This is a genomic window from Actinomycetospora sp. CA-101289, assembly GCF_050955895.1.
Taxonomy (GTDB): Bacteria; Actinomycetota; Actinomycetes; order Mycobacteriales; family Pseudonocardiaceae; genus Actinomycetospora.
In genome coordinates, this window is sequence record NZ_CP192093.1 from 167,920 (window position 1) to 194,471 (window position 26,552).

Here is a 26,552-nt window from a genome sequence, read left to right on the forward strand (position 1 = left end):
GTGCGTCCCCAGGCCGCGCGGACCCCCGGATCCTCGGCAGTGCCGCGTGCGTCGGACCGGGTGTGGACGAACAGGACGGGCCGCTCGTGCGGCCCGAGGAGCTGGCGGCGGCCGGGGTGGCGTGCGTCGCCGCGGCGCTCGCCGTGCCGGTGACCGCCCCCGCCGACGCGGTGCGCGGCACCGAGGTGGTGCCCGGCGGGCGCGCGGGGCCGGCCGCGGCGGCGCTGGCCGACCGGTGGGAGATCGCGGTCGCGCTGTGGAGCGCGGACGTCGTCGCCTACGGCGAGGCGCTCACCGCAGCGGCGGAGGCCTACGCGGCGGGCGACACCGAGGCGGCGGGCGCGTTCCCGGGAGCCCGCTGATGGGCCCGCCCGCGGTGGCGGCCGCCCGCCTGGCCGCGGCGCGCACCGCGCTCGCCCGGGTCGTGCCGACGGGGCCCGCGCCCGGTTGGGACGGTCCGGCGGCGCGGGCCGCGGCCGGTGCGGCGGCGGCGCTGGGCGCCCGCCACCGCGCGCTGCTCGCGGACCTCGACGCGGTGCTCGCCGCCCTGGTCGCGGCCGCCGCGACTCCCGGGACGGCGGCGACGGACGCTGCGCTCGCCGCCGTGCTCGACGCCGCGGGCCACCCCCCGCCGGCCCCGCCGGGCACCGTGCCGCTGGGCGGCGGTCGGGGCCCCGACCCCGAGGGCGTCGCGCGCTGGTGGGCGGGGCTCGATCCCGACGCCCGCGCCGTGCTCGAGCGGGAGCGTCCGGCCCTGGTCGGCGGCCTCGACGGGTTGCCCGCCGCGGTGCGCGACCGCGCGAACCGCCTCGTGCTGGCCGGCGCCCAGGAGCAGGCGCGCCAGGAGGAGCGGGTGGTCCTCGACCGGCTCGCGCACGCCCGCGGCGCGGTCGCGCTCGCGGCCGTCGGGTGGCAGCTCCACGAGGTCCGCACCCGGCTCGCGCGGCTCACGGCGGTGGCGGGAGCGATCGACCGCCCGGGCCGCGCGCTGCTCGACCTCGAGGTCGACCCGCGGCGCACCGACGGCGAGGGCGTGCGCGCGGCCGTGGCCCAGGGCGATGTGGACACCGCCGCGCACGTCGGCGTGTACACGCCCGGCTTCACCACGGGCGTCGACGAGCTGCCGGCGCGCCTGGGCGAGCTGGAGTCGCTGGCCGCGGCGGCGGGCCCGGGCACGGCGACGGTGGCCTGGTACGGCTACGACGCGCCGCAGGTCGGCGAGGTGCTCGACCCCGACCGGTCCGTGCTCGGGCGCGCGGCGGCCGAGCACGGCGGGCAGCGGCTCGCGTCGTTCCTCGACGGGCTCGACGCCGCCCGCGGGGAGGACGCGCACGTCACGGCGATCGGGCACTCGTACGGCTCGGTGGTGACGGCGGCGGCGCTCGCGCCGGGCGGGGCCGAGGGTGTGGACGACGCCGTCTACCTCGGCAGCCCCGGCGTGGGGGAGGCGCCCGGCCGGCCGCCGGGCCACGCGTGGGTGGTCGAGGCGCCGGGCGACCCGGTGGCCGACACCGGCTGGTTCGGCCCGGATCCCAACCGGATGCCCGGTGTCACGGGGCTCTCGGCGCGCGAGGTCGTGCTGCCCGACGGGCGGGTGCTCACGGGCTCGCAGGGCCACGCCGGCTACCTCGAGCCCGGCTCCACGAGCGCCGCCAACGTGGCGGCCGTCGTCGGGGGACGCCCGGGCGACGCGGTGCTCGACCGCGGCGTGGGTGTCGGCGACCGCCTGCGGCGCCTGGTGGGCGGGTGATCACCGTGCCGCGCGCACGACGGCCCGCCCCCCGGTCGGTGGTGACCGGGGGACGGGCCGACGTGTCGACGAGCGCGGGGGACCGGTGTCAGTCCTTGCCGCCCGAGGCGGGCTTGTCCGAGGTGACCGACCCGTTCGGGCTGGTGCCCGAGACGGCGTCGGTGGCCGTGTGGCTCGGCACCTCGTTGGCGCCGGCCGGCGAGGGCGTGCCGGGCGTGCCGGCCGTGCCGGGCGTCGTGGACGCGGCCGACGTCGCCGGGCGCGGACGCGGGGCGGGCGGCGGCGGGGGCGGCAGCTCCGGCTCGCGACGCGTGGCGACGACGGCGATGCCGGCGCCGAGCACCGCGAGCACGACCAGCCACAGGCCCCAGCGGCGACGCTTGGTCTCCGGCGGCTCGATGCGGGCCGCGAGGTCCTTGCGCACCGAGGTCAGCTGGTCGTCGAACTGGCTGCGCACGGTGTCGCGCACGGTGCCGCCGAGATCGCGCAGCTCGTCGGCCGAGGTCGGCACCGACGACTTCTCGAGGCGCTTGCGGGCGTCCTTGGCGTACGCCTTGGCCTGCTTGCGGGCCTCCTTGGCGGCCTTGTTGGCGCGCTTGCGGGTCTCCTCGCGCGCCTCCTGGGCGCGCTGGCGGGCCTCGGCCTGCGCCTCCTCGGCGCGCTGGCGGGCCTCGGCGCGGGCGTCGAGGACGCGCTGGCGGGCCTCGTCGGCCGCCGCCCGCACGTCCTTGCGCACCTCGGCACGCTTCTTGGCGCCCTGCTTGCGCGCCTTCTCCTTGTCCTTGCGGGCCTGCTCGGCCGCCTTCTGTGCGCGCTTCTCGGCCTTCTTGCGGGCCTTCTGGCCCTCCTTGCGCAGATCGTCCAGGTCCTCCCTGGCACCGATCAGAGTCTTGCTGCTCACCAGTTCGTTCACCTCACTCGTCGTGGGTCGGCCATCATGCTCCCGGCCCCTCTGGTGCAAGTGCCCGACCCGCCGGGACGTCACACCCGCTACTCCATTCGAAGGTCCCCCCAGCCTGGTGGCACCATGGCCGGGTGACCTCCGCCGACACCCCGACCGCCACGCTGCACACCACCAACGGCGACATCTCGGTGCGCCTGTTCCCGAACGAGGCCCCGAAGACCGTCGAGAACTTCGTGGGTCTGGCCACCGGCGACAAGTCGTACAGCGAGCCGAACGCCAAGGGCGGCAGCAACGGACCCTTCTACGACGGCACGATCTTCCACCGCGTCATCGCCGGCTTCATGCTCCAGACGGGCGACCCCACGGGCACCGGCCGTGGCGGACCCGGCTACAAGTTCGCCGACGAGTTCCACCCCGACCTGCGCTTCGACCGCCCCTACCTGCTGGCCATGGCCAACGCCGGGCCCGGCACCAACGGCTCGCAGTTCTTCATCACCGTCGCGCCGACCACCTGGCTCAACCGCAAGCACACGATCTTCGGCGAGGTGGCCGACCAGAGCTCGCGCGACGTCGTCGACGCCATCGCCGCCACGGCCACCGGCCCCGGCGACCGCCCGGTCCAGGACATCGTCATCGACTCGGTGACCATCAACTGACACGACCGACAGGTGAGGTGAGCGGGACGTGACCGCGTCCGGACCGGGGCCCGCCGCGGGGCCGGACGCGGCGCCGTCCTGCGCACGCCACCCGGACCGCCCCACCAACCTGGCCTGCACGCGGTGCGGGCGGCCGGCGTGCCCCGACTGCCTGCGTCCGGCACCCGTCGGCGCGCACTGCGTCGACTGCGTGGCCGAGGCCGCCCGCACGACCCGCACCGCCCGCACCGTGGGCGGCGCGCCGGCGCGCGCGACGACGGCCACCCCGGTCGTCACCATCACGCTCATCGCGGTCAACGTCGCGGTCTTCGTGCTCACCGCGCTCTCGGCGGGCAGCGCGTGGAACAACGTCGCCTCGCCCTGGGTCAGAGCCACCTGGCTCGTGCCCGCCGACGTGGCGGCCGGCGAGTGGTACCGGCTCGTCACGGCGGGCTTCCTGCACGCCGGGCCGCTGCACATCGCCTTCAACATGATCGCGCTGTGGGTGCTCGGCCGGGACCTCGAGCTCGTGCTCGGCCGCCTGCGCTACGGGCTGCTCTACGGGGTCTCACTGCTCGGGGCCTCGACGGCCGTCGTGCTCCTCGGCGCACCTGACCGGCCGGTGCTCGGCGCATCCGGCGCCGTCTTCGGGCTCATGGGCGGCCTGGTGATCGTGCTGCGCCGCCTGCGGATGTCGCCGGGCCCGGCGCTGGCGACGATCGCGATCAACGTCGTGCTGACGTTCACCATCCCCGGCCTGTCGGTGCTCGGGCACCTCGGCGGGCTGGTCACCGGGCTGGCGGTCGCCGCGGCGCTCGTCCACGGGCCCGGGCGGTCACGGCCGGCGACCGGGCTCCTCGCCGTCGGCGGGATCGCCGTCGTCCTCGTCGTGCTCGTCGCCCTCCGTTCCCTGACGCTCTAGCCCACGCGCCCGCCCGGCCCGCGCGCGGTGGACCTGCAGCGCGTCGGCGACCTCCACCGGGTCGGCGCCGAGCTCGAGGCGGCCGAGCACGAGCAGCCGGCTGTCGGGCTCGGGCTCGTCGCGTCCCGGCTCGTCGCGGGCCTCGACCTCGAGGTACGACGTCGGCAGGCCCATGCGGCGCATCCGCATCGTGCGCACGGCGTCGACGCGCTCCCACGGCCAGCGCCGCGTGCCGGTGGCGCCGCGCAGCGCCAGGCCGGTCTCGTCGGCGCGCAGGCGCGGACGTGCGACGGCCCCGATCACCGCGGCCACGGCGAGGACGACCGCCGCGACGCCCGTGAGCACCCGTCCCGGGGCGTCGTCGGCGCTCACCGCCCAGGCCGCGAGCCCGATCGCGGCCACCGCACCCGCGACGACCGCGGGCCACGGCGCGGCCCAGGCCGACGACGCGCCGGGCTCGTCAGAGCCGTCCACGCGCGCTGTCCACAGGGTCCGTCCACAGCGGTGGATGAATCACACGCGTGTGGTTCAGCGCCACTTCATGGTCATCAGCAGCGACACCACGATGAGCCCGAAGCCGATGAGGAAGTTCCACGGCCCGAGGTCCTGCATGAACGGGATCGACTCGGAGGCGAGGTAGTTGACCACCAGCCACGCCAGGCCGACGAGGCCGATGCCGAGCATGACGGCGACGTACGCCGGGTGCGACGGCCCGGCGGGCGCGGGCCCGGCCTTCGGCGGCGGGGTGTAGGCCGGCTTGCGGCGGACCTTGGACTTCGGCACGACGGCTCCGATCGGCGGGATTCGGCCCGCAGTCTAGTGCACTCCGCCGTCCGGTCCGTCCGTACGCTGGAGGGATGCGCGTCCTGGTCGTCGACAACTACGACAGCTTCGTCTACAACCTCGTCCAGTACCTCGCGCAGCTGGGCGCCGAGCCGGTCGTGCACCGCAACGACACCGACGGCGTGGTCGACCTCGTCGACGAGGTCGACGGGGTGCTCGTCAGCCCCGGCCCGGGGACGCCCGACGACGCCGGCGCCAGCACCGAGATCATCCGTCGCTGCGCGGCCGTCGGGCGCCCCATGCTCGGGGTCTGCCTCGGTCACCAGGCGCTCGGCGCGGCGCACGGTGCGGTGGTCGAGCGCGCGCCCGAGCTGCGCCACGGCAAGACCTCGCTGGTGCACCACGAGGGCGCCGGGGTGCTCGCGGGCCTGCGCACCCCGTTCACGGCCACCCGGTACCACTCGTTGACCGTGCGCCCGGACTCGCTGCCCGCCGCGCTGGAGCCCACGGGCTGGACCGACGACGGCGTGCTCATGGCCATGCGCCACCGCGAGCTCCCCCTCGAGGGCGTGCAGTTCCACCCGGAGTCGGTGCTCACCGAGGACGGCCACCGCCTGCTGGCGACCTGGATGGGCGCGAGCGGTCACCCGGTCGACGCCGGCGTGGTCGACGACCTCACCGAGGGCCTGCGGGCGCTGGCCCTCGCTGCGGCACCTCCTGCATGACCCGCTAGTTGCCGAACAGGCCGCCGCCGCTGCCGCCGTCGCCGCTCCCGGAGCCGCCTCCGGCCCCGGTCCCGACGACGACCTGGATCGTGTCGCCCGCGCCGGCCTCGCTGCCTGCGGTCGGGTTCTGACTGATGATCTTGCCGACCTGCGACGGGTCGGAGACCTGCTGCGAGGTCTGGGAGAGCTGGCCGGTGAACCCGGCGCTGGAGAGCGCCGAGGCGGCCTCGGAGGGCGTCCGGCCGACGATCGAGGGCACCGAGAGCTGGTTGCCCCGCGACACCTCGAGGGTGATCTGCGAGTTCCGCGGCACCGTGGAGCCCGAGCCCGGCGAGGTGTCGACCACCGTGCCCGCCGCGCGGGCGTCGTCGACCTCGGTCGTGGTCACGCGCAGCCCCACGCCCTCGAGGGTGCGGATCGCGGTCGCGCGGTCCTGGCCGACGACGTCGGGGACGCGCAGCGTCTCGCGCTGGCGGCCCACGGTGAGCAGGACGGGGGTGCCCGGCGCGAGGAACTGCCCGGCGGCCGGGTCCTGGGCCAGCACGCGGCCCACCTGCGCGGAGTCGTCGACCTCGCGCTGCTGGGGCACCGGGGCGAGCGAGAGGCCGAGGCGCTGCACGCTGGCCTGGGCCTCGGTGGCGGTCTGCCCGACGAGGTTCGGCACCTGCACGTTGTCCGGCCCGCGCCCGACGCGCAGCTCGACCACGCTGCCCGGGGGGATCTCGATGCCGCTCGAGGGGTTGGTCGTGACGACCTGCCCGACCTGCTCGGGCGGGGAGGCCACCGGGACGACGGTGGGGCGCAGCCCCGCGGTCGACAGGGCCTGCAGCGCCGCGGCCTGCGGCTGGCCGACCACCGAGGGCACCGCGATGGTGTTGGCCGACGGCGAGAACAGGAAGTACGCGCCGGCCAGGGCCGCGAGCAGCACGAGCACGGCGACGAAGCCGATCGCGCGCCGCCGCCCCTGCCGGCGCCGGGCCTCGGACTGCTCGGCCTGCCACGCGGTGAACTCGTCGACCTCGTCGGCGTCCCCGCCGGGAGCGACGGCGGGCTGGCGGCCCGTCATGTACTCGGTGCGCTCCTCGGGCGTCATCACCATCGGGGCGCCGGGGCGCTCGCCGGTGAGGACGCGGTAGAGGTCCTCGCGCATCTCGTCGGCGCTCTGGTAGCGGTTCGACGGGTTCTTGGCCAGCGCCTTCATCGTGATGGCGTCGAGCTCGGGCGGCACGCCCGGGTGGACCGACGAGGGCGTCGGCGGGTCCTCGCGCACGTGCTGGTAGGCGATCGCGACCGGCGAGTCGCCGGTGAACGGGGGCCGGCCGGTGAGCAGCTCGAACAGCACGCAGCCGGTGGCGTAGACGTCCGAGCGGGCGTCCACCGACTCGCCCCGGGCCTGCTCGGGCGAGAGGTACTGCGCGGTGCCGATGACCGCCGCGGTCTGCGTGACCGCCGGCTGGGCGTCGGAGAGCGCGCGGGCGATACCGAAGTCCATCACCTTGACCGCGCCGGCCGGCGTGATCATGACGTTGGCCGGCTTCACGTCGCGGTGGATGATCCCGTGGCGGTGCGAGAAGTCGAGCGCGGCGCAGACGTCCGCGAGCACCTCGCAGACCCGGTACGGGTCCATCGGGCCCTCGGACTTGACGATGTCGCGCAACGTCCGCCCCGCCACGAACTCCATGACGATGTAGGGCAGCGGCACGTCGCTCGAGGGCGCCTCGCCGGTGTCGTACACGGCGACGATCGCGGGGTGGTTCAGCGCCGCGGCGTTCTGCGCCTCGCGGCGGAACCGCACCTGGAACTGCGGGTCGCGCGCCAGGTCGGCGCGCAGGACCTTGATGGCGACGTCGCGACCGAGCCGGACGTCACGACCCCCGTGGACCTCGGACATGCCGCCGTAGCCGAGTGCCGGACCGAGCTCGTAGCGCTCGGAGAGGAGCCGCGGCGTGGTCATCCTCAGAACTCCTGACAGGTGACGTTGATCGTCTCCCCGCGGGGGACCTCACCGGACGGCGAGAGGGCGAACACGCGGCAGGTCGCCTCGTCGTCGGGAGGGGAGCCGAGCACCGTGCTCACCTCGGGCTCGAGCCCGAGCTGGCGCAGGCTGGCCGAGACCGTGTCGGCGTTGCGGCCGAGGTAGCTCGTCAGGTTGACGCTCACCGTGTTGCCGGCGGTCGTCGTGGTGGTCGTCCGGCTGCTGCGCGTCGTCGTGGGGCTCGGCGTCGTCGTCGTGGTCGTCGTCGTGGTGGGCGTCGGCGGCGGCGGGTCGGAGGTCTGGGCCTGGTTGATGACGTAGAAGACGCCGCCGACCAGCAGCAGCGCGACGAGCGCCAGGGCCGCGACCGTGCCCCAGGGCCCGCGGCGGCGGGGCTCCTCGGGCCGGGAGGCCCAGCGGTCGGGCCGCTCGGCGCCCCGCGGCGGGGACGGCTCGCGCGTCATCGCGGGCGCCACGCGCGTCGCGGGGTTCACGCGCTCGGTCGGCGCGGAGCCCGGCAGCGGCAGGGGCTCGCCGCGGCGGACCGCGGCGACGGCGGCCGCGAACTCGCCGCCGGTGGCGTAGCGCTGGCGCGGGTCCTTCGACAGCGTCGCCTCGATGAGCTGCCGGACGACCGGCGGCACGTCGTTCGGCAGCGGGGGCAGCGGGTCGCGGATGTGCATCATCGCGACCGTCACCGCGTTCTCGGACAGGTACGGCCGGCGCCCGGCGAGGCACTCGTAGCCCACGACGCCGAGCGAGTAGACGTCCGACGCGGGCCCCGCGTCGCCGCCGCCGGCCTGCTCCGGGGCGATGTAGTGCGCGGTGCCCATGACCATGCCCGAGCGGGTCACCGGCGCCGCGTCCACCGCCTTCGCGATGCCGAAGTCGGTGATCTTCACCTGGCCCGTGGGCATCACGAGGATGTTGCCGGGCTTGACGTCGCGGTGGACCAGCCCGCGCTCGTGCGCGGCCTCGAGCCCGTGCCCGCACTGCTCGAGGATGTCGAGCGTGTAGTCGACGCCGAGGCGCCCGTGCACCGCGAGGATCTGGGCCAGCGGCTCCCCGCGGACCAGCTCCATGACGAGGTAGGCGGTGGGCACCTGCACCGTGCCGCTGGCCGTGGACCACTCGGTCGTGGTCTCGCCGTAGTCGTGCACCGCGGTGATGCCGGAGTTGTTGAGGCTCGCCGCGGTGCGCGCCTCGGTGCGGAAGCGCTGGAGGAACTCCGGGTCGCCGGTCAGCTCGGCTTTGAGGATCTTGACGGCGACCGTCCGGCCCAGCCGCGAGTCCTCGGCCTCCCACACCTCACCCATGCCGCCGACCGCGATCCGCCGGCCCAGCCGGTAGCGGTCGCCGATGAGGGACCCCGTCGTGGGTGCCACTAGGAATTCCCTCCCAGGGCGGCGGCGATGACGGCACGGCCGATCGGTGCGGCCACCGAGCCGCCGGTGGCCTCCTCGCCACGGTTGCCGCCGCGCTCGACGATGACCGACACGGCGATCTGCGGGTTGGGCACTGGGCCGAACGCGTCGTACCAGGTGTGTGGCGGGTTGGTCTTGGGCGACGCGCCCCACTCCGCGGTGCCGGTCTTCGACGCGATCTGGACGCCAGGGATCTTGCCCTCGCCCGAGCCGTTGTTCTCCGAACCGATCATCAGCTGGGTCAGCGTGTCGGCGGTGGACTGCGAGAACGCGCGGGCCAGGCGGTCGGGCTCGGTGGTGTCGACGGTCGAGAGGTCCTGGCCCTGGATCTGGGCCACCGCGTTCGGCGTCAGCGGCACGCCGCCGTTGGCGACGGTGGCGGTGATCTGCGCGTTCTGCAGGGGCGTCAGGCGCACGTCGCGCTGGCCGATGCCCGACTGGGCGACCGACGCGCCGTCGTCGAGGTCGCCGACGACGGAGGCCGTCACCGGCATGGGCACCGTCAGGGCCGGGTTGTTGAAGCCCAGCGACGTCGCCATGCCGCGCAGGCGGTCGGCCCCGACCTGCACCGCCATCTGCGCGAACGGCCCGTTGCAGGACTTCGCGAACGCCGTCGCGAACGGCACCGTCGCGCCCGGGCCGCACGGCTTGCCGTCGTAGTTCTCCAGCTGCGTGGTGCTGTCGGGCAGCGTGATCCGCGGGGCCGCCGTCACCGGGGTCTGCGGCGTGATGAGTCCGGCCTCCAGCGCGGCCGCCGTGTTCACGATCTTGAACGTGGAGCCGGGCGGGTAGGTCTCGCTGGTCGCGCGGTTGGACAGCGTGGGCGGGTCGTCCTCGGTCAGCGCGTTCCAGGCGTCCTGCTGGGTGGTGCCCGAGTGGCTGGCCAGGGGGTTCGGGTCGTACGACGGCGTCGAGACCATCGCGAGGATCTCGCCGGTCTGCGGGCGGATCGCCACGACCGAGCCCTGGTAGCCGCGACGGGTCATCGCCTCGTACGCCGCGCGCTGGATGCGCGGGTCGATGCTCAGCACGACGTTGCCCCCGGCGGGGTCGCGCCCGGTGATGGCGTCGGAGATGCGGCGCACGAACAGCCGGTCGTCGCTGCCGTTGAGCACCGGGTCCATGGCGCGCTCCATGCCGCCGGCGCCGTAGATCTGGGAGTAGTAGCCGGTGACCGGCGCGTAGAGCGGCCCGTCGGTGTACTGGCGCTGGTAGCGCAGCCGGTCGCCCGGGTCGGGGCTCTCGACGCTCTGGGCGAGCACCTCGCCGCCGGCCGAGATCTGGCCGCGCTGGCGCGAGTACTCGTCGAGCAGGACGCGGGCGTTGCGCGGGTCGGCGCGGTACTCGTCGGCCTTGACGACCTGGATCCAGGTGGCCTGCCCCAACAGCAGCAGGACGAGCACCATGACCGCGAGGGAGACCCGTCGCAGCGGGGTGTTCACTCTCCTCGGGTCCTTCCTCGCGGGGCCCCGTCGGCCGGGGCGGCCGCGGTCTGCCGCACGCCCTGCGGGGGCGTGCGCACCTGGTCGCGCGAGACCATCTCCGTGCTGGCCTCGGCCAGGGGTGCGAGCGGTGCCTGTGACGGCCCGGGCGTCGCGCCCGGGCGCTTCTCCGTAGCCGGCTGGCGGGCCGCGTTGGAGACCCTCAGCACCAGGGCGACGAGAGCATAGTTGGCCACCAGCGACGACCCGCCGTAGGACACGAACGGGGCCGTGATGCCGGTGTTCGGGATGAGGTTGATGACGCCGCCGACGACGACGAAGACCTGCCACGCGGTGGCGAAGCCCAGCCCGGCGGCCAGCAGCTTGCCGAACGTGTCGCGCACCGCCAGCGCGCTGCGCATCGCCCGGGTGGCCAGCACGCAGTAGAGCAGCAGCATCGCCGCGATCCCGACGAGCCCGAGCTCCTCGCCGAGCGAGGTGAAGATGAAGTCGGTGCTCGCGAACGGCACGAGCTCCGGGCGGCCCGCCCCGAGCCCGGTGCCGCCCATCCCGCCGGTGGCGAGGCCGAAGAGGCCCTGGCTGACCTGGTACCCGCGCCCGTTGTAGTCGGCGAACGGGTCGAGCCACACGGACACGCGGATCTGGACGCGGGACACGAACGTCCACGCGGCGAAGGCGCCGGCCCCGAAGATGGTCAGACCGATGATCACCCACGAGATGCGCTCGGTGGCGATGTAGAGCATCACCAGCACGATCCCGAAGAACATCAGCGAGGTGCCGAGGTCGGACTCGAAGACCAGGACGGCCATCGCGACGCCCCAGGCCACGAGCAGCGGGCCGAGGTCGCGGGGCCGGGGGAAGGTCATGCCGAGGAAGCGCTTGCCCGCGGTGGTGAACAGGTCGCGCTTGACGACGAGGAACGACGCGAAGAAGACGACGAAGAGGATCTTCGCGAACTCGCCGGGCTGGATGCTGGCCGGGCCGAGGCGGATCCAGATGCGGGCGCCGTTGACCTCCGAGAGCGAGGCGGGCAGCACCGCGGGCAGGGCGAGCAGGACCAGGCCGACGAAGCCGGCGGTGTAGCCGTACCGCGAGATCGTGCGGTGGTCCGGCACGAGCGCGAGCACGCCGACGAAGAACACGAGGCCGACCGCGGTCCAGCCGACCTGGCGCAGCGCCTCCTGCGCGGGCTCCTCGTTGCCGAGGCTCGCCGCGCGGGCGATGCGCGCGAGGTCGACCCGGTGGATCATCACCAGGCCCAGCCCGTTGAGCAGGGCGGCCACGGGGAGCACGAGCGGGTCGGCGTACGGGGCGAACTTGCGCACCGCGAGGTGCGCGGCGGCGAGCAGGGCCAGGTAGGCCGCGCCGAGGTAGAGCAGGGTCCAGGTGAGCTCCTGCTCCTGGTTCGCCTCGACGAGCGCCAGCGCGCCCGTGGTGATCACGGCCGCGAACGCGAGCAGGGCGAGCTCGACGCCGCGCCGGGTGGACACGGCGGCCGCGACCGCCGGCCGCAGCGCGGTGCGGTCGGCGGGGCGCTCGATGCCGGGGGCCCCGGGCGCGCCGGAGGCGCCGGGAGCGGTCGGGCCCGCCACTACGGCACCTGGCGGCAGTCCCGGCCCGGGACCGGCGCGGCGACCGTGGGGGTGCTGGCGGCCGGGGGCGGCTGCTGCTGCGGGTTGGCCGGGTCCACGGGCACGACGGGCGTCGGCGCCGGGGACGCGACGGGCTGCGGAGCCGGGCAGGGCGGGAGCATCTGCTCCTGCGTCAGCCGCTGGACCGTGCCCTCGGCGCCCGCGAGGTCCTCGGCGGGGATGCCCTCGCCGGCGAGCCGGTTGCGGGCCACGGGCGTGAGGTCCACGAGGCGCGGACCGGGCTCCCCGACGACCTCCTGCAGCGGCACGCCGAGGAACGAGCCGGGCACGCCCTGGTAGACCGCGACGTGGTCGCCCTCGGCCGCCACGTAGTACTGGCTGTCGATGTAGACCTTGGCGGCGATGACGCCGATCGCCGCGATGGCGACGACCGTCAGCGCGGCGAGCGCCAGGCGCAGCCGGCCGCGCTGCGGGCGGCCGCGCGCGGGCTCGGAGGTGGCCGGCGCGGGGCGCGGCTCGGGCTCGCGGCGGGTCATCGTCGCGGCGGAGGCGCGCGCCGCGGCGGAGTCGCCGGGCGGGGGGTCGGCGCGGCCGTCGCCCGCGGCGCCGCCGTAGATGGGGTCGTGCTCGCCGTAGTCGACGTCGACGACGTCGGCGACGATGCAGGTGACGTTGTCCGGCCCGCCGCCCTTGAGGGCGAGCTCGATGAGCCGGTCCGCGCAGTCCTGCGTGTCGGGGATCGTCAGCGCGTCGGCGATCGTCTCGGCGCTGACGACGCCGGACAGCCCGTCGGAGCACAGCATGTAGCGGTCGCCGGACCGGGCCTCGCGCACGGTGAGGGCGGGCTCGACGTCGTGGCCGGTGAGGGCACGCAGCAGCAGGGATCGCTGCGGGTGGCTGGCCGCCTCGTCCTCGGTGATCCGGCCCTCGTCGATCAGCGACTGCACGAACGTGTCGTCGCGCGTGATCTGGGTCAGCACGCCGTCGCGGAAGAGGTAGGCCCGCGAGTCGCCGACGTGGACCATGCCGAGGCGGCTGCCCGCGAACAGCACGGCCGTCAGCGTCGTGCCCATCCCGTCGAGGTCGGGCTCCTCGGCCACGAGCTCGGTGATCGCGTCGTTGCCCTGGCCGGTGGCCTCGGCGAGCTCGCCCAGGAGGTCGTCGCCGGGCTCGTCGTCGTCGAGCGGCACGAGCGCGGCGATCACCAGCTTGGAGGCCACCTCGCCGGCCGCGTGCCCGCCCATGCCGTCGGCGAGGGCGAGCAGGCGCGGGCCCGCGTAGACCGAGTCCTGGTTGTTCTGCCGTACCAGGCCCCGGTCACTGCGAGCGGAGTAGCGCAGCACCAGGGTCACGGGTCGATCCTGCACGGGAGGGGATGGGGCGGCGACACCCGGGTCCGGGTGCCGGACGCGGGTGCCGGGTGGGGCGTCATGACCGCAGCTCGATGACCGTCTTGCCGATGCGGATCGGCGTACCGATCGGGACCCGCGTGGGTCCGGACACCTTGTTGCGGTCGAGGTAGGTGCCGTTCGTCGACCCGAGGTCCTCGACGTACCAGTCGTCGCCGGACTGGGAGATCCGGGCGTGGCGGGTCGAGGCGTAGTCGTCGTCGAGCACCAGCGTGGAGTCGTCCGCCCGGCCGATCATGATCGGCCGGCCGTCCAGGGCGATGCGCGTGCCGGCGAGGGCACCGGCGGTGACGATCAGGGCACGGGGCCCCGAGCGCCCGCCGCCGCGGGCCGGCTTGGACGTGCCCCCGCGGGGGGGACGTCGTCCGCCGGGCGCCGCGGCCCGCAGACCCGAGGCCGCGTAGAGGTCGCTGCGCACGACCCGCAACGCGGCGAGGACGAACAGCCACAGGAGGGCCAGGAAGCCGGCCCTCGTGATCTGGAGGACGAGTTCGGGCACGCCGTCGGGCCTTCGGGCCGTCAGCCCTGTGCGCGGAAGAGCAGCGCGGAGTGCCCGACCCGGATGGTGTCGCCGTCGGCGAGCTGCCAGGTCTGCACGGGCGTGCCGTTGACGGTGGTGCCGTTGGTCGACCCCAGGTCGGACAGGGTGGCCTGCTGGCCGTCCCAGTTGACCTCGAGGTGGCGACGCGAGACGCCGGTGTCGGCGAGGCGGAACTGGGCGTCCTGCCCGCGGCCGATGACGTTCGAGCCGTTGACCAGCTGGTACGAGCGGTTCGAGCCGTCGTCCAGGGTCAGCGACGCGGTCAGCTGCCGGGTCTGCACGCCGCCGCCGTAGCCGCCGCCCTGCTGCCCGTACTGGTCGTAGCCGCCCTGCTGGGCGTAGGGGTCGTAGCCACCCTGCCCGTACTGGCCGCCGTAGCCCTGCTGCTGGCCGTAGCCCTGCTGCTGGCCGTACTGGTCGTAGCCCTGCTGGCCGTAGCCCTGCTGGGGCTGCCCGTACTGGTCGTAGCCGGGCTGCTGGCCGTAGCCCTGCTGGCCGTAGCCCTGCTGCTGGCCGTACTGGTCGTAGCCCTGCTGGCCGTAGCCCTGCTGGGGCTGCCCGTACTGGTCGTAGCCGGGCTGCTGGCCGTAGCCCTGCTGCTGGCCGTACTGGTCGTAGCCGCCCTGCTGGCCGTAGCCCTGCTGCGGGTAGCCACCCTGCTGGGCGTACTGGTCGTAGCCGCCCTGCTGCGGGTAGCCGCCCTGCTGCGGGTAGCCCTGCGGCTGGCCGTACTGGTCGTACCCCTGCTGGGGGTAGCCCTGCTGCGGCTGGCCGTACTGGTCGTACCCGGGCTGCTGGGGGTAGCCGCCCTGCTGGCCGTAGTTGCCGTCGCGACCCTGCTGGTCGTCCGGGTAGCGGCCGGGTGCCTGACTCATGGGGTGTTCTCCTGCGGATCGGGGGCTCGCGGCCCGTCGCCGCGACGCGTCGGGGTCAACGGACGACCTGGTGCGGAACTGTCCCGTGTGCAGCGCGTCGGAACGCTCCAGAGAGACTACGACCTCACCGTATGTTTCCCACCCGCCCTCGGTGAGGTGTTCCTCCACGACATCGATCAGCGAGTGGGTGATGGTCTCCTCGTCGCCGGCCAGGCGTTCGTGGTCCGCGGGACTGAGCACCACCGTGTACTGGTTGGGCGCCAGGCGGCGTCCACCTGCCAACTCTCGCACGCCGTCCTCCGCCTCGCGGCGAAGGCCCTGTGCGATCTCCTGCGGGACGACCTTGCCGCCGAACACACGTGCGAAGGCGTCACCCACCAGACCTTCGAGCTTCCGCTCGAAGCGCTGTGCGCGCCCCACCGCGATCCCTCCTGTCCGGTAGCCGGTTCGGCCGTCCCTGGTCACTGCTGCCCGGTGCGGGGTGTCGCCACACCACAGGGGCGTCATCGATGGTATCGGTCCCCCTCCCGCGGGTGCGGACCTCCTTCGGGAAGGCCTCTCGAGCCCGTGCTAGCGTCCTCGCCAGCTCACTCCGGGCGAGTGGCGGAATGGCAGACGCGCACGGTTCAGGTCCGTGTATCCGAAAGGATGTGGGGGTTCAACTCCCCCCTCGCCCACCACCACGAAGGCCCCGGTCGGGTGACGACCGGGGCCTTCGTCGTCCCGGTCGCTGCGCGGGCGCTCCGACCGGCCCGTCGCCAGAGAGGACACCGACCCCGGATGCACGACGCACGGCTCCTGCTCGAGCTGGGGGACGAGGCGGTGCGCCGCCTCGCCCGTCGCGGCTACGCGCTCGACCTGGCCGGCCTGGAGGCGCTGTCGTCGCGGCGCGCCGCGGCGATCGGGCGGGTGGACGAGCTGCGGGCGGAGTCCAAGCGCGCGGCGGCCGAGGTCGGCAAGGCCGCCAAGGGTGGGTCGCCGTCGGCGGACGTGGACGCGCTCAAGGACCGCGCCCGCGAGCTCAAGGAGCAGATCCGCCGGGCGGAGGACGAGGTCGAGGCCGCCGAGGCCGCGCTGCGCGACCTGCTGCTGTCGATCCCGAACCTCCCGTCCGCCGACGCGCCCGACGGCGACTCGGACGCCGACGCCGTCGAGGTCCGCCGGGTCGGCGACCCGCCGGCCTTCGGCTTCACCCCGCGCGACCACGTCGAGATCGGCGAGGCCACGGGCATCCTCGACTTCGGCCGGGCCGCCAAGCTCTCCGGCGCGCGCTTCAGCGTCGCGCGCGGGCCGGGCGCGACGCTCGAGCGGGCGATCGCGTCCTTCTTCCTGGCGCTGCACACCGGACGGCACGGCTACACCGAGTTCTCGGTGCCCTACCTCGTCACCGGCGAGACGATGACGGGCACGGGCCAGCTGCCGAAGTTCGCCGAGGACCTGTTCCGCACCGGCACCGGCGACCGCGACCTCTGGCTGATCCCCACCGCCGAGGTGCCGCTCACCGCGCTGCACGCCGGCGAGATCCTCGAGACCGAGACCCTGCCGCGCGCCTACACCTCGTGGACGCCGTGCTTCCGGTCCGAGGCGGGCTCCTACGGCCGTGACACCCGCGGCATCCTGCGGCTGCACCAGTTCTCGAAGGTCGAGCTCGTGCGGGTGTGCGCCGCCGAGGACTCCCCGGCCGAGCTCGAGCTGATGCTGGGCCACGCCGAGACGTGCCTCCAGGAGCTGGGCCTGGCGTACCGGGTGGTGCGCCTGGCGGCCGGCGACATGGGCTTCAACGCCCAGCTCACCTACGACATCGAGGTCTGGCTGCCGAGCCAGGGCACCTACCGCGAGATCTCGTCGTGCTCGGACTGCGGCACCTTCCAGGCGCGCCGTTCGGGGATCCGCAGCAAGGACGCCCGGGGCGGGCGCGGCCAGGTCGCCACGCTCAACGGCTCGGGTCTCCCGATCGGGCGGACCATGGCCGCGATCCTCGAGCAGTGCCAGGCCGAGGACGGCTCGGTGACGCTGCCCGAGGTGCTCGTGCCCCACGCGGGCTTCCGGCGGCTGCTGCCCGACGGCTCGACGGAGTAGCTCTACCGCCGGATCGCCGCGAGCTGGTGGGCGTGGCCGACCAGCCGGCCCGCCGGGTCCCAGACCCGGCAGGTCTCGTGCATGCGGTCGGCGCCGGCGTGCTCGACCCACTGCGTCACGCGCAGCGGCCCGGGCGCCGGTGCGGCGACGACGTGCGCCGAGAGCGACATCGTCGGCGACCAGCCCACCAGCCCCATGTCGAACGTCGCGGGCGGCAGGACGTCGAGGGCGACGAGGAGCCCCTCGGTGGTCCAGGGCTCGCCGGTGTCGAGCGCGACCCAGCCGGAGATGCGGCCCTCGCCCGACGGCGTCCCGCGCAGGAAGCCGGTGGTGCGCGGGTCGAGCCGGGTGTCGACGACGTCCATGAGCGGCAGCGCCCCCCGCCCGTCCTCGCTGGTCGACGGGCTGCGGGGGCACTGCTCGCGCGGCGTGAGCTCCGGCGGGGGCGGCTCGTGGTCGTCGGGCGAGGGGTCGGCCGGCGGGCCCAGCACGCACGCCGCCTCGACGCAGGGCCCGCCCTGGTCGAGGTGCACGCGCAGTTGCGTGGCGCCCCGCCCGGTGCGCAGCACGGTGACCTGCAGCGAGGCCGGGCCGGGCTCGGGCGCGCGCAGGAACGTGCCGGTGAGCGCCTGCGGGCAGGTGTGCTCGGGCCGCTGCACGACGGCGGTCTCGCGGGCGGCGCGCGCCATCACCGCGAGCAGGTAGCCGCCGTGCAGCTTGGGCCCGATGCACCACTGCTCGTCGAGGAGCACCGACCACCGGCCCTCCTCCTCGGGCTCGGGGCGGGTGGCCTTCTCGAACTCAGCCACGCGCGGCGCCGGGGCTCGAGGGGGCGGTCACGACTGCGGCGGGCGCGGCCAGTCGGCGGCGTCGTCGCGGGGCGGCGCGGTGGGACGGATCGGCCGGGTGGACCGCTCCTCGGGCTCACCCGGCCGCCCCTCGCCGGACCGGGCGCCGGTCGGGGGGCCGACCGGGCCGGTGACGTCCTCGGACGCCCCGACGCCGGGGGCGCCGCCTGCCGGTTCCGCGGGGTCGCCGGGGACACCGGGACCGCCGGGCGCGCCGTAGCCGCCGGGAGCGCCGGTCCCGGGCGGGCCGTAGCCGCCGGAGGCCTGGGGGCCGCCGAGGCCGCCGTAGCCGCCCGGGGCGTCCGGGGCGCCGTACCCACCGGGAGCACCCGGGGCGCCGTAGCCGCCGGGTGCACCGGGGACGTCCGGGGCGTCGGGGTCGCCGTAGCCACCCGCGGCCTGCGGACCGCCGGGGGGCGGGCCGTAGCCGCCGGGGCCGTCGGGACCGCCCGGGTTGCCGGGTGCCGGGGTGCCCGACGGCGGGGTCACCGGCTCGGTGCCCGGGCCGGCCTGGGCGCCCGGGGCCTGCGGGCCGCCGGTCTCGGGTCCGCCCGGGCGGGCGACCTTCCCGACGCCCTCGCCGGCCTTCGCCTCGGCGCGACCGATCTGCTCGGAGTACTTGCCCCCGGTCTTCTGGTCGACCCAGCGCGCGGCCTTGCCCAGGCCGCCGCGGATGCCCTGCTCGTTGTCGGCGACCTTCTTGCCGACGGTGTCGCGCAGGTCGGAGATGAACTGCTTGCCCTGCTTGGCGTAGTCGTCGCGAGTCACGGGTCCTCCACCCACCGGGGTCCGGGCTTGGACGGTACCCGGGCGGCGACCGGGCCCACACCCGATCGATGGCCGTGACGGTGTCGCCGCGGGGGCGGTCTGCGGCAGGGTGGCCGTCGGGCGTGCCGGACGGCCAGGCACGATGGACGCGCGGGCCCGGGTCCGGAACGGGCGCGCACGGAACGGACACGACGGGACGACGGACACGGAGCGGGGCCGGCAGGCCCCGCCCGGAGCACGGGGATCGAGGAGGCGCGCGGGCGTGAGTTCGACGGAGGCGGGCCCGCCGCCCACCGTGGGCGGCGGGCGCTACACCCTCGGCGACCTCATCGGCCGTGGTGGCGCGGCCGAGGTGTTCCGGGCGCGCGACGAGCTCCTCGGGCGCGACGTCGCGGTGAAGCTGTTCCCGGCGGGCGTCGGCGAGGCCGACGAGTCCCGCCGGCAGCGCGAGGTCCAGACGCTGGCCGGGATGAACCACCCGGGCCTGGTGACGATCTACGACGTCGGCCAGGAGCGCGACCGCGCCTACTTCGTCATGCAGCTCATCGAGGGCGAGTCGCTGGCGGACCGCATCCGCAGCGGCCCGCTCGCCCTCGGCGACGTCGTCGCCCTCGGCGCGGCGCTGGCCGACGCGCTGACCTACGTGCACCGCCACGGCGTCGTGCACCGAGACATCAAGCCCGGCAACGTCCTGCTCGACACCGACGGGCGCCCCCACCTGTCGGACTTCGGCATCGCCGTCCTCGCCGACGCCACCAACATCACGGCCACCGGCATGGTCATCGGCACCGCGTCGTACCTCTCGCCCGAGCAGGTGCGCGGCCAGCAGGTGGGGCCCGCGTCCGACGTCTACGCGCTGGGCCTGGTCCTGCTCGAGTGCATCACCGCGCGCCGCGAGTACCCGGGCAACGCCCTCGAGGCCGCCGTCGCCCGCCTGCACCGCGCCCCGGAGATCCCGCCGGACCTCCCCGGCCCGCTCGCGGGGCTGCTCGCCGGGATGACGCTCGACGAGCCGATGGAGCGCCCGACCACCGAGCAGGTGGTCGGCGAGCTGCGGATGATCGCCCGCGAGAGCGGCATGGACGCGCAGACCGTGCTCGCGCCCGCCCCGGTCACCGGCAGCGGCGCGATGCGCACGACGGCCATGGGCCCGCCCGGCACCGGGCCCACCGCGTACGCGCCGATGGGCGCGACGGCCGCGGGGGCGACCCGGGCCCTGGGGACGCCGCCCGGCGGCTACGGCCCCGCGGGCGCCGCGGCGTACGGCACCGGGTACGGCGACGCCACGGCCCTGGTCGGCGGCGAGCCGGACGGCCCCCCCGCCGCGGAGCCGCGCCGGAGCCGGCGCACGGCCGCGGTGCTCGCCCTCCTGGCCCTGCTGCTGCTCGGCGGCATCGGCGGCTACCTGCTGCTGTCGAACAACGAGGAGCCCGCGCCGGCCGCGCCGCCGGTCCTCCCGCCGGTCCTCAGCACGTCGAGCACGACCACGACGCCCGAGGAGACGACGACCCGCACCACGCGGCGCACGACGACGCCGCCCCCGACCACCACCGTCGCACCGCCGCCGCTGACCACGCAGCGCCCGGTCGAGCCGACCACCACGACCACCACGGCCGTCGTGCCGCTGCCCGGCGGTGGCGGGGATGACGGCGACGCCGGCGGTGCCGGTGGTGCGGGCGGCGAGGGTGGCGGACTGACCCGCCGCGGGCCCTAGGCCGCCCCGGGCGAGAACTCCCCGGCGACCACGCCGTCGCGGAACGCCGCCCACTCGTCGGCGCGGAAGGCCAGCTCCGCGCCCGAGGACGTCTCGACCACCGTGCGCCCGCCGTCCGGCCGGGCGGTGACCTCCACCGCGCCGTTCGCGGACGCGGCGTCGCGGGCGACCTCGTCGAGGAACGCCGACCACGCCGGGCCGTCGAGGTGCACGACCGGCCCCTGGCCGTGCTCCTTCGTGTCGCGCAGGTACGTCGCGCCGTCGGCCTCGAGGACCTCGACGCAGCTCGCCCCGTTGGAGCTGAAGCTGGAGGTCCGCCATCCACGGGTCGGGTGAGGGGTCGTGCCGTCGGCCATGGCCGTGTCTCCTTGCACCGGGGGAGCGGAGGGACGCGCGCGGCGCCGGGGAGGCGCGGCGCGGGCGCGTCACCGGCCCAGCGCCGCCCTCCGGGCACGGATCACCTCCCGGGAGGTGTCCTCCGGCAGCGCCGCGTCGCGGAGTCTGGCAGCGGCCGTGCGGTATCCGCCAATCCGGTCGGGATCCTGGACGTAGACGGCCCCGTCCTGGAACTCCACGTAACCGATCGATCGCGCAGCGTCGAAATCGAGCAGCGTGAACTCGCCGTCGAGTCCGTCGTGCACCGCGACGGCGAGCGGCATCACCCGGATGCTGATGGTGTCGAGGGCCGAGAGGGCGAGCAGGTGGTCCATCTGCTCGGCCATCACCGCCGGGCCGCCGACGAGGCGGTCGAGGATCGTCTCCTCGATGACCGCCTCGTAGTGCAGCGGGCGGACGGGGTCGTGCAGGCGCTGCTGGCGGGCGAGGCGCAGCGCGACCACCCGCTCGACGTCGACCACCCGGACGCGCAGCGCGTCCGCCAGCAGCGCGGTCGCGTAGGCGCGGGTCTGCAGCAGCCCGTGCAGCAGCAGCGGCTCGTAGGCGAACGACGCCGACGCGAGCCCCTCGAGCCCGACGAAGGTGCGCAGCCAGTCGGGCACGACGTCGGCGAACGGCGCCCACCAGGTGCCGCGGTCGGCGGCCGAGGCCAGGGACGAGAGGCGGTCGACGTCGGCGGGGTCGGCGCCGTAGGAGCGCAGCAGCCGCACGACCTCGTCCGGGCGCTGCTGGTTCTTCCCCTGCTCGAGATAATTGATCTTCGCATGGGTGCAGTCGAGGACGCGGGCGGCGGCGCTCTGCGTGTGGCCGGCGTGCTCGCGGGCGGCACGCAGTTCGTGCCCGATCAGCCAGCGCAGGGCGCTCGGGTCGTTCCTCTCGGGTGCGCTGCGGTCCACCCGCCGGTTCCTCCGCCAGCCCGCGGCACCGCCGGTCGGCGCCGGTCGACACAGGGTAGCCAGCTGCCGCGCCACGAACCGGTGAACTACTCTCTGCCCTACATGTAACGAGGTGGGTGTCCCCGGAGGGCCGCGATGGCGTTCGAGCGATCCGTGGAAGCCGTCGGCGGACCGCCGCCCGCGCCCCCCGCCGACGGGCCGTGGGTCCTCCCGCCGGAGCCCGCCTGCGGCACGTTGACCACCACCGCGACCGGGCACCGCGCGACGCTCTCGCACTGCCGCTGCGGGCTCCCGGCCGGCGGTGAGGGCTACGACGTCGCGGTCGACGCCGAGCCCGGCGACGTCACCTCGGTGACGGTGCTCGGCCAGGTGCCCGGCGTCGCGCGCTGGGACCGCGGCGCCGACGGCCTGTGGCACCCCGCCCGCACCCGCTACCAGGCGCCGGGCCCGCCGCTGCCCTGGCGCGCGCTCGGGGTGTGCGGCGAGCACCGGCGCCACCGCCTGGTCCCGGTGGCCTCCCGCTGGTGACCCCGGCGACTAGGAGTGCCTCCGGAAGAGCGGGGCACGCCCGGGCGGCTGCTCGACCTCGCCGACGTGCGGCGCGGGCGGGACGGCGAGGGTCACCGGCTCGTCGACCGACACCTTGAGGTCCTCGTCGTGGTGGCGCAGCGCCAGGTCGTCGCCGTGCTCGAGGGTGTAGGTGACCTCGGTGCCCGACACCGCGAGGTGCAGTGAGCGCCCCCGCCACTGCACGCGGAAGCGCAGCCCCGAGAGCGCCTCGGGCAGCCGGGGCGCGAAGGTCAGCGTGCCGTCGTGGGTGCGCATGCCCCCGAGGCCCATGACCACGGCCGTCCACGCGCTGCCGAGCGCGGCGAGGTGCACGCCGTCGCGCACGTTGTGTTCGAGGTCGGCGAGGTCCATCTGCGCGGACTCGCAGAGGTAGTCGTAGGCGAGGTCGAGGTGGCCGGTCTCGGCGGCCATCACCGCGAGCGTGCCCGGGGACAGCGAGGAGTCCCGCACGGTGATGCGCTCGTAGTAGACGAAGTTGTCGTACTTCTGCTGCGGGGTGAACGCGTCGGGGCACTGGACCATGGCCAGCACGAGGTCGGGCTGCTTGACGACCTGCTTGCGGTACAGGTCGAAGTACGGGTAGTTGAGCAGCAGCGGGTAGTTCTCCTCGGGCGTGTGGTCGAAGTCCCAGACGGCGTGGCGGGTGAAGCCCTCGCTCTGCTGGTGCACGCCGAGGGCCTCGTCGTACGGGATCACCATCGCCGACGCCGCCGAGCGCCAGCTCGCGATCTCCTCGGGGCTGACGTGCAGCCGCTCGGCCTCGCGCGGCCAGCGCACGGCCGCGTCGGCGGCGCCGCGCAGGTTCTTCTGCGCCATGAGGTTGGTGTAGACGTTGTTGTCGGCCACCGCGGAGTACTCGTCGGGGCCGGTGACGCCGTCGATGCGGAACGCGCTGTCGCTGTCGTGGTGGCCCAGCGAGCGCCACAGCCGCGCGGTGGCGACGAGCAGGTCGACGCCGACCTCGCGCTCGAACTCCTTGTCGTCGGTGGCCGCGACGTAGCGCATGACGGCGTCGGCGATGTCGGCGTTGACGTGGAACGCCGCGGTGCCCGCGGGCCAGTAGCCCGAGCACTCCTCGCCGCGGATCGTGCGCCAGGCGAACGCGGCGCCCGCGAGGCCGAGGTGCTCGGCGTGCGCGTAGGCCAGGTCGAGGGTCGAGTGCCGCCAGCGCAGCGCGTCCGCGGCGGCGCGGGGCTGGGTGTACATGAACACCGGCAGCACGAAGGTCTCGCCGTCCCAGAACGAGTGGCCGTCGTAGCCCTGGCCGGTGAGCCCCTTCGCACCGATGGCGCGCTTCTCGGCGCGGGCGCCGGCCTGCAGCACCTGGAACAGGCACCACCGCAGCGCCTGCTGCAGCCGCGGGTCGCCGTCGATCTCGAGGTCGGCCGTGGACCAGAACCCGTCGAGGTACTCGCGCTGCGCGGCGAGCAGGCCGTCCCAGCCGGTGTACACCGAGGCGTCGAGCGCGGCCTCGACCTGGTCGACGATCGCGGGCTGGGAGCGCTGGCTCGACCACCCGTAGGCCATGTACTTGACGACGCGCAGGCTCTGGCCGGGCTCGAGCCGGGTGATCACCGTGGTGCGCCCGACGTTGTTGGAGCACGAGCTGGTGACCTGGGCGTCGTCCGGCCCGAACACCTGGTGCTCCATCGCGGCGCCGACCCGCAGCTCGGACCGCCGCGTCTGGTGGGTCATGCGCGCGCCGTGGCTGGAGTTCGAGTGGTGCTCGGGGACCAGCACGTTCTGCAGGGCCGCCGCGACCCGCGGGTCGCCCTCGATGACGGGCATCTGCTCGTTGGCGAAGAGCTCGGACTGGATCACGAGCAGCGCCGACGAGCCTGCGTCCTCGGGCACCGCGACCTCGTAGGAGATCGCCGCCACCGAGCGCTGCGAGAACGAGACGAGTCGCTGCGAGGTCACCGTCACCCGCTGGCCGTTCGGCGAGACCCAGTCGACGTGGCGGGTCAGCGTCCCCGCGCGCAGGTCCAGCGTGCGGTGGTGCTCGAGCAGCTGGCCGTAGCGCACGTCGAGCGGCTCGTCGTCGACGAGGACGCGGATGAGCTTGCCGTTGGGGACGTTGACCAGCGTCTGGCCCTCGTCGGGGTAGCCGAACCCGCCCTCGGCGTGCGGCAGCGGCCGGGACTCGAAGAACGAGTTCAGGTACGTCCCGGGCATCGCGTGCGGCTCCCCCTCGTCGAGGTTGCCGCGCATGCCGACGTGGCCGTTGGCCAGCGCGAACAGCGACTCGGTCTGGGGCAGGGCGTCGAGGTCGACGCGCGGCTCGTGCACCGTCCAGGGATCCACGCGGAAGGCGTTGCTGATCACGGGCGCTCCTCGTCACGGGAGGACGCGCGGACACCGGCGCCCTCGGGTCCGCGGTGCGTCGGCGATCTCCCGCGGAGGACGGCGGGAGCGTATCGGCCTCCCCCGGTGGCGAGAGGCGCGCGTGCCTACGGTGGGTCCATGGCCGCACGCGTCCGCATCCCCCGCACCGAGCTCGACGTCCACCCGCTGTGCCTGGGCGGCAACGTCTTCGGCTGGACCGCCGACGCCGAGACCTCCTTCGCCGTGCTCGACGCCTACGCGGCCGCGGGCGGCGACTTCGTCGACACCGCCGACTCCTACACGTGGCGGGTGGCGGGCAACTCCGGCGGCGACTCCGAGCGCGTGCTGGGCGACTGGATGGCCGCGCGCGGGTCGCGAAACCGCATGGTGGTCGCCACCAAGGTCGGCTCGTGGCCCGAGCGCCCCGGGCTCTCGCCGGACAACCTGCGGGCGGCGTGCGACGACTCGCTGCGACGCCTGCGCACCGACCACATCGACCTCTACTACGCCCACCGCGACGACCCGGACGTGCCGGTCGAGGACACGCTCGGCGGGTTCGACGAGCTGGTGCGCGCGGGGAAGATCCGCCACGTCGGCCTGTCGAACTACTCGGCGGAGCGGCTGACCTCCGTGCTCACCGTGGCCGAGCAGCACGGCCTCGCGCGGCCGGTGGCGCTGCAGCCGCACTACAACCTCGTCGAGCGCGCGGTGTACGAGGACGAGCTCGCCGAGGTCGCGTCGTCGGCCGACCTCGGCGTCATGCCCTACTTCGCGCTGGCCAAGGGCTTCCTCACCGGCAAGTACCGCCCGGGCGACGCCCCGCCCGACACCAGCGGCCCCATGGCCTCGGCGCGCGCCGGCGGGGCGATGGCCTACCTCGACGACCGCGGTGCGCGCGTGCTCGCCGCCCTCGACGAGGTCGCGGCCGCGCACGCGGCGCCGGTGGCCGCCGTCGCGCTCGCCTGGCTCGCCGCGCAGCCCACCGTCACCGCGCCGATCGCCAGCGCCCGCAGCGTCGACCAGCTCGGGACGATCCTGCCCATGGCCGAGCTGACCCTCGCCGAGGACGAGCTCGGCGCGCTCACGCAGGCCTCGGAGGACACCCGACTGGACGCCTGAGCGCCGCTCGGGTTTCGTGGTCGGGGTGAGCGCGCTCTCCTCGGTGCACCGCGCCCTGCAGGTGCTCGAGGTGGTCGCCGCCGCTGGCGACGGCATCAGCGCGAAGGCCGTCGCCCGCCGCCTCGAGTACAACCTCTCGACGACGTACCACCTGCTCGAGAGCCTGGTCGCCGACGGCTACCTGGTGCGGCTCGACGCCCTGCGCGGCTTCGGGCTGGGCCCCAAGCTCCCGGCGCTGCACGACCGGCTCGTCGCCCAGCTGCCCGTGCCGCGCGGGCTCGGGGCGATCCTGCGCGACGTCCACGCGAGCGCCGGGGCCGGCGCGCTGTACGCGGCGTACCGCGACGACGACGTCGTGGTCGTCGCCCACGACGACTGCGCCGACCACCCGGTGCCGGTGATCTCGACGTGGCGCGGCGCCCTGCACGCGACGGCGGTCGGCAAGCTCCTGCTGGCCGAGGCCGGCGACGCCGCCCGGCGAGCGGTCCTCGACCGCGACGGCCTGCCCTCGCACGCCTACCGGACGATGACCGACCGGGCGGCCCTCGACCGCGAGCTGCACGGGGTGCGCCGGCGCGACCTGGCCACCGACCGCGGCGAGTTCCGCGCGCGCCTGGCCTCCACGGCCGCCCCGGTGCGCGTGCCCGGCGCCGGCGGGCCGACCTTGGTGGGGGCCGTCGCGGTGTGCGTCCCCGTCGTGCCGGCGGGCGGGCCGGGCAGCCTCGGTGACCGGCGGCACCGCCTCGAGCGCGCGGTCCGCGACGGCGCGCGGCGCCTGGCCGACGCCCTGGGCGATCCGGTTTCCACTGGATGGGACGACGGGGGCCCGGGCGCGGTCCGCCGGGGTTAGCGTCCCCGCC

General features: G+C 75.2%; 25 protein-coding genes and 1 tRNA gene. 11 read left to right on the forward strand and 15 right to left on the reverse strand.

Translation table 11 applies throughout. The annotated features are described in order from the left end of the window. The first annotated feature begins 62 nt into the window (after nt 1–62). Together ACQPX6_RS00795 and ACQPX6_RS00800 are read left to right on the forward strand one after the other, a co-directional pair. Nucleotides 63–362: a hypothetical protein gene (locus tag ACQPX6_RS00795; RefSeq protein ID WP_433784785.1), complete on the forward strand. Its 300-nt coding sequence runs from the start codon at nt 63–65 to the stop codon at nt 360–362. Next, on the forward strand, nt 362–1,750 hold the full coding sequence (locus ACQPX6_RS00800) for an alpha/beta hydrolase (RefSeq protein WP_433784786.1): 1,389 nt from the start codon (nt 362–364) through the stop codon (nt 1,748–1,750). Before ACQPX6_RS00795 ends, ACQPX6_RS00800 begins: the two co-directional genes overlap by 1 nt. 88 nt (nt 1,751–1,838) lie before the next feature. Here ACQPX6_RS00800 and ACQPX6_RS00805 read toward each other — a convergent pair whose 3' ends face one another. After that, a complete protein-coding gene (locus ACQPX6_RS00805; protein WP_433784787.1) occupies nt 1,839–2,651 on the reverse strand; it encodes a hypothetical protein in 813 nt (270 codons plus the stop codon). 134 nt (nt 2,652–2,785) lie between these two features. On the opposite strand from ACQPX6_RS00805, the gene ACQPX6_RS00810 reads away from it, so the two are divergent. Together ACQPX6_RS00810 and ACQPX6_RS00815 are read left to right on the forward strand one after the other, a co-directional pair. After that, the gene (locus tag ACQPX6_RS00810; RefSeq protein ID WP_433784788.1) at nt 2,786–3,310 is read left to right on the forward strand and encodes a peptidylprolyl isomerase; all 525 of its coding nucleotides are present in this window, start codon (nt 2,786–2,788) and stop codon (nt 3,308–3,310) included. A 28-nt stretch (nt 3,311–3,338) separates the two neighbouring features. Further along, entirely contained in the window at nt 3,339–4,211 is an 873-nt protein-coding gene (locus tag ACQPX6_RS00815) for a rhomboid family intramembrane serine protease (RefSeq protein WP_433784789.1), read from the forward strand. On the opposite strand, the gene ACQPX6_RS00820 is transcribed toward ACQPX6_RS00815, so the two are convergent. Both ACQPX6_RS00820 and crgA read right to left on the reverse strand, forming a co-directional pair. Beyond that, entirely contained in the window at nt 4,125–4,685 is a 561-nt protein-coding gene (locus ACQPX6_RS00820; protein WP_433784791.1) for a PH domain-containing protein, read from the reverse strand. The two genes, ACQPX6_RS00815 and ACQPX6_RS00820, sit on opposite strands and share 87 nt — an antisense overlap. 54 nt (nt 4,686–4,739) lie before the next feature. Continuing rightward, on the reverse strand, nt 4,740–4,994 hold the full coding sequence (gene crgA, locus ACQPX6_RS00825; RefSeq protein ID WP_433784792.1) for a cell division protein CrgA: 255 nt from the start codon (nt 4,992–4,994) through the stop codon (nt 4,740–4,742). Between the two features lie 74 nt (nt 4,995–5,068). Here crgA and ACQPX6_RS00830 point away from each other — a divergent pair, with 74 nt between their 5' ends. Continuing rightward, complete coding sequence (locus ACQPX6_RS00830; protein ID WP_433784793.1) at nt 5,069–5,719, forward strand: aminodeoxychorismate/anthranilate synthase component II; 651 nt, start codon at nt 5,069–5,071, stop codon at nt 5,717–5,719. Between the two features lie 4 nt (nt 5,720–5,723). Here the strand turns inward: ACQPX6_RS00830 and pknB are convergent, their stop codons facing one another. The 7 genes from pknB to ACQPX6_RS00865 all read right to left on the reverse strand — a co-directional run bounded on the left by pknB (nt 5,724) and on the right by ACQPX6_RS00865 (nt 15,397). Beyond that, nucleotides 5,724–7,673, reverse strand: a complete 1,950-nt coding sequence (gene pknB, locus ACQPX6_RS00835) for a Stk1 family PASTA domain-containing Ser/Thr kinase (RefSeq protein ID WP_433784794.1) — start codon at nt 7,671–7,673, stop codon at nt 5,724–5,726. Nucleotides 7,674–7,675: 2 nt separating this feature from the next. Next, nucleotides 7,676–9,079: a serine/threonine-protein kinase gene (locus ACQPX6_RS00840; RefSeq protein ID WP_433784795.1), complete on the reverse strand. Its 1,404-nt coding sequence runs from the start codon at nt 9,077–9,079 to the stop codon at nt 7,676–7,678. Further along, nucleotides 9,079–10,560: a peptidoglycan D,D-transpeptidase FtsI family protein gene (locus ACQPX6_RS00845; RefSeq protein WP_433784797.1), complete on the reverse strand. Its 1,482-nt coding sequence runs from the start codon at nt 10,558–10,560 to the stop codon at nt 9,079–9,081. The genes ACQPX6_RS00840 and ACQPX6_RS00845 overlap by 1 nt, the downstream gene beginning before the upstream one ends. After that, nucleotides 10,557–12,101 (reverse strand): FtsW/RodA/SpoVE family cell cycle protein, encoded by a 1,545-nt coding sequence (locus ACQPX6_RS00850; protein ID WP_433788413.1) that lies wholly within the window; start codon nt 12,099–12,101, stop codon nt 10,557–10,559. The genes ACQPX6_RS00845 and ACQPX6_RS00850 overlap by 4 nt, the downstream gene beginning before the upstream one ends. A gap of 50 nt (nt 12,102–12,151) precedes the next feature. Further along, nucleotides 12,152–13,504 (reverse strand): protein phosphatase 2C domain-containing protein, encoded by a 1,353-nt coding sequence (locus ACQPX6_RS00855; RefSeq protein WP_433784798.1) that lies wholly within the window; start codon nt 13,502–13,504, stop codon nt 12,152–12,154. A gap of 76 nt (nt 13,505–13,580) precedes the next feature. Then, the gene (locus ACQPX6_RS00860; RefSeq protein ID WP_116707858.1) at nt 13,581–14,060 is read right to left on the reverse strand and encodes an FHA domain-containing protein FhaB/FipA; all 480 of its coding nucleotides are present in this window, start codon (nt 14,058–14,060) and stop codon (nt 13,581–13,583) included. A gap of 20 nt (nt 14,061–14,080) precedes the next feature. After that, the gene (locus tag ACQPX6_RS00865) at nt 14,081–15,397 is read right to left on the reverse strand and encodes a DUF3662 and FHA domain-containing protein (protein ID WP_433784800.1); all 1,317 of its coding nucleotides are present in this window, start codon (nt 15,395–15,397) and stop codon (nt 14,081–14,083) included. Between the two features lie 174 nt (nt 15,398–15,571). Between ACQPX6_RS00865 and ACQPX6_RS00870 the strand changes: the two genes are divergently transcribed. Further along, nucleotides 15,572–15,657, forward strand: a tRNA-Leu gene (locus tag ACQPX6_RS00870). 100 nt (nt 15,658–15,757) lie between these two features. Then, nucleotides 15,758–17,056 carry a serine--tRNA ligase gene (gene serS / locus ACQPX6_RS00875; RefSeq protein ID WP_433784801.1) on the forward strand — a complete coding sequence of 433 codons (1,299 nt, stop codon included), beginning with the start codon at nt 15,758–15,760 and terminating at the stop codon, nt 17,054–17,056. Nucleotides 17,057–17,058: 2 nt separating this feature from the next. Here serS and ACQPX6_RS00880 read toward each other — a convergent pair whose 3' ends face one another. Both ACQPX6_RS00880 and ACQPX6_RS00885 read right to left on the reverse strand, forming a co-directional pair. Next, entirely contained in the window at nt 17,059–17,865 is an 807-nt protein-coding gene (locus tag ACQPX6_RS00880) for a thioesterase family protein (protein WP_433784802.1), read from the reverse strand. Between the two features lie 27 nt (nt 17,866–17,892). Then, nucleotides 17,893–18,672, reverse strand: a complete 780-nt coding sequence (locus tag ACQPX6_RS00885) for an antitoxin (RefSeq protein ID WP_433784803.1) — start codon at nt 18,670–18,672, stop codon at nt 17,893–17,895. A 262-nt stretch (nt 18,673–18,934) separates the two neighbouring features. On the opposite strand from ACQPX6_RS00885, the gene ACQPX6_RS00890 reads away from it, so the two are divergent. After that, nucleotides 18,935–20,386 (forward strand): serine/threonine-protein kinase, encoded by a 1,452-nt coding sequence (locus tag ACQPX6_RS00890; RefSeq protein WP_433784804.1) that lies wholly within the window; start codon nt 18,935–18,937, stop codon nt 20,384–20,386. Here ACQPX6_RS00890 and ACQPX6_RS00895 read toward each other — a convergent pair. Together ACQPX6_RS00895 and ACQPX6_RS00900 are read right to left on the reverse strand one after the other, a co-directional pair. Further along, nucleotides 20,383–20,742, reverse strand: a complete 360-nt coding sequence (locus ACQPX6_RS00895) for a DUF397 domain-containing protein (protein WP_433784805.1) — start codon at nt 20,740–20,742, stop codon at nt 20,383–20,385. The two genes, ACQPX6_RS00890 and ACQPX6_RS00895, sit on opposite strands and share 4 nt — an antisense overlap. A 69-nt stretch (nt 20,743–20,811) precedes the next feature. Then, a complete protein-coding gene (locus ACQPX6_RS00900; RefSeq protein ID WP_433784806.1) occupies nt 20,812–21,678 on the reverse strand; it encodes a helix-turn-helix domain-containing protein in 867 nt (288 codons plus the stop codon). A gap of 135 nt (nt 21,679–21,813) precedes the next feature. Between ACQPX6_RS00900 and ACQPX6_RS00905 the strand changes: the two genes are divergently transcribed. Beyond that, nucleotides 21,814–22,206 (forward strand): hypothetical protein, encoded by a 393-nt coding sequence (locus tag ACQPX6_RS00905; RefSeq protein ID WP_433784807.1) that lies wholly within the window; start codon nt 21,814–21,816, stop codon nt 22,204–22,206. Nucleotides 22,207–22,215: 9 nt separating this feature from the next. Here the strand turns inward: ACQPX6_RS00905 and ACQPX6_RS00910 are convergent, their stop codons facing one another. After that, nucleotides 22,216–24,573 carry a glycoside hydrolase family 65 protein gene (locus tag ACQPX6_RS00910; protein ID WP_433784809.1) on the reverse strand — a complete coding sequence of 786 codons (2,358 nt, stop codon included), beginning with the start codon at nt 24,571–24,573 and terminating at the stop codon, nt 22,216–22,218. A 138-nt stretch (nt 24,574–24,711) separates the two neighbouring features. On the opposite strand from ACQPX6_RS00910, the gene ACQPX6_RS00915 reads away from it, so the two are divergent. Together ACQPX6_RS00915 and ACQPX6_RS00920 are read left to right on the forward strand one after the other, a co-directional pair. Then, complete coding sequence (locus tag ACQPX6_RS00915; RefSeq protein WP_433784810.1) at nt 24,712–25,692, forward strand: aldo/keto reductase; 981 nt, start codon at nt 24,712–24,714, stop codon at nt 25,690–25,692. Nucleotides 25,693–25,717: 25 nt separating this feature from the next. Next, nucleotides 25,718–26,542, forward strand: a complete 825-nt coding sequence (locus ACQPX6_RS00920) for an IclR family transcriptional regulator (RefSeq protein WP_433784811.1) — start codon at nt 25,718–25,720, stop codon at nt 26,540–26,542. Nucleotides 26,543–26,552: the final 10 nt, after the last annotated feature.

Coding starts and splice junctions, on each gene's coding strand:
- ACQPX6_RS00800 (WP_433784786.1), top strand. CDS start 362: ATGGGCCCGCCCGCGGTGGCGGCCGCCCGCCTGGCCGCGGCGCGCACC.
- ACQPX6_RS00830 (WP_433784793.1), top strand. CDS start 5,069: ATGCGCGTCCTGGTCGTCGACAACTACGACAGCTTCGTCTACAACCTC.
- pknB (WP_433784794.1), bottom strand. CDS start 7,673: ATGACCACGCCGCGGCTCCTCTCCGAGCGCTACGAGCTCGGTCCGGCA.
- serS (WP_433784801.1), top strand. CDS start 15,758: ATGCACGACGCACGGCTCCTGCTCGAGCTGGGGGACGAGGCGGTGCGC.
- ACQPX6_RS00895 (WP_433784805.1), bottom strand. CDS start 20,742: ATGGCCGACGGCACGACCCCTCACCCGACCCGTGGATGGCGGACCTCC.
- ACQPX6_RS00905 (WP_433784807.1), top strand. CDS start 21,814: ATGGCGTTCGAGCGATCCGTGGAAGCCGTCGGCGGACCGCCGCCCGCG.
- ACQPX6_RS00915 (WP_433784810.1), top strand. CDS start 24,712: ATGGCCGCACGCGTCCGCATCCCCCGCACCGAGCTCGACGTCCACCCG.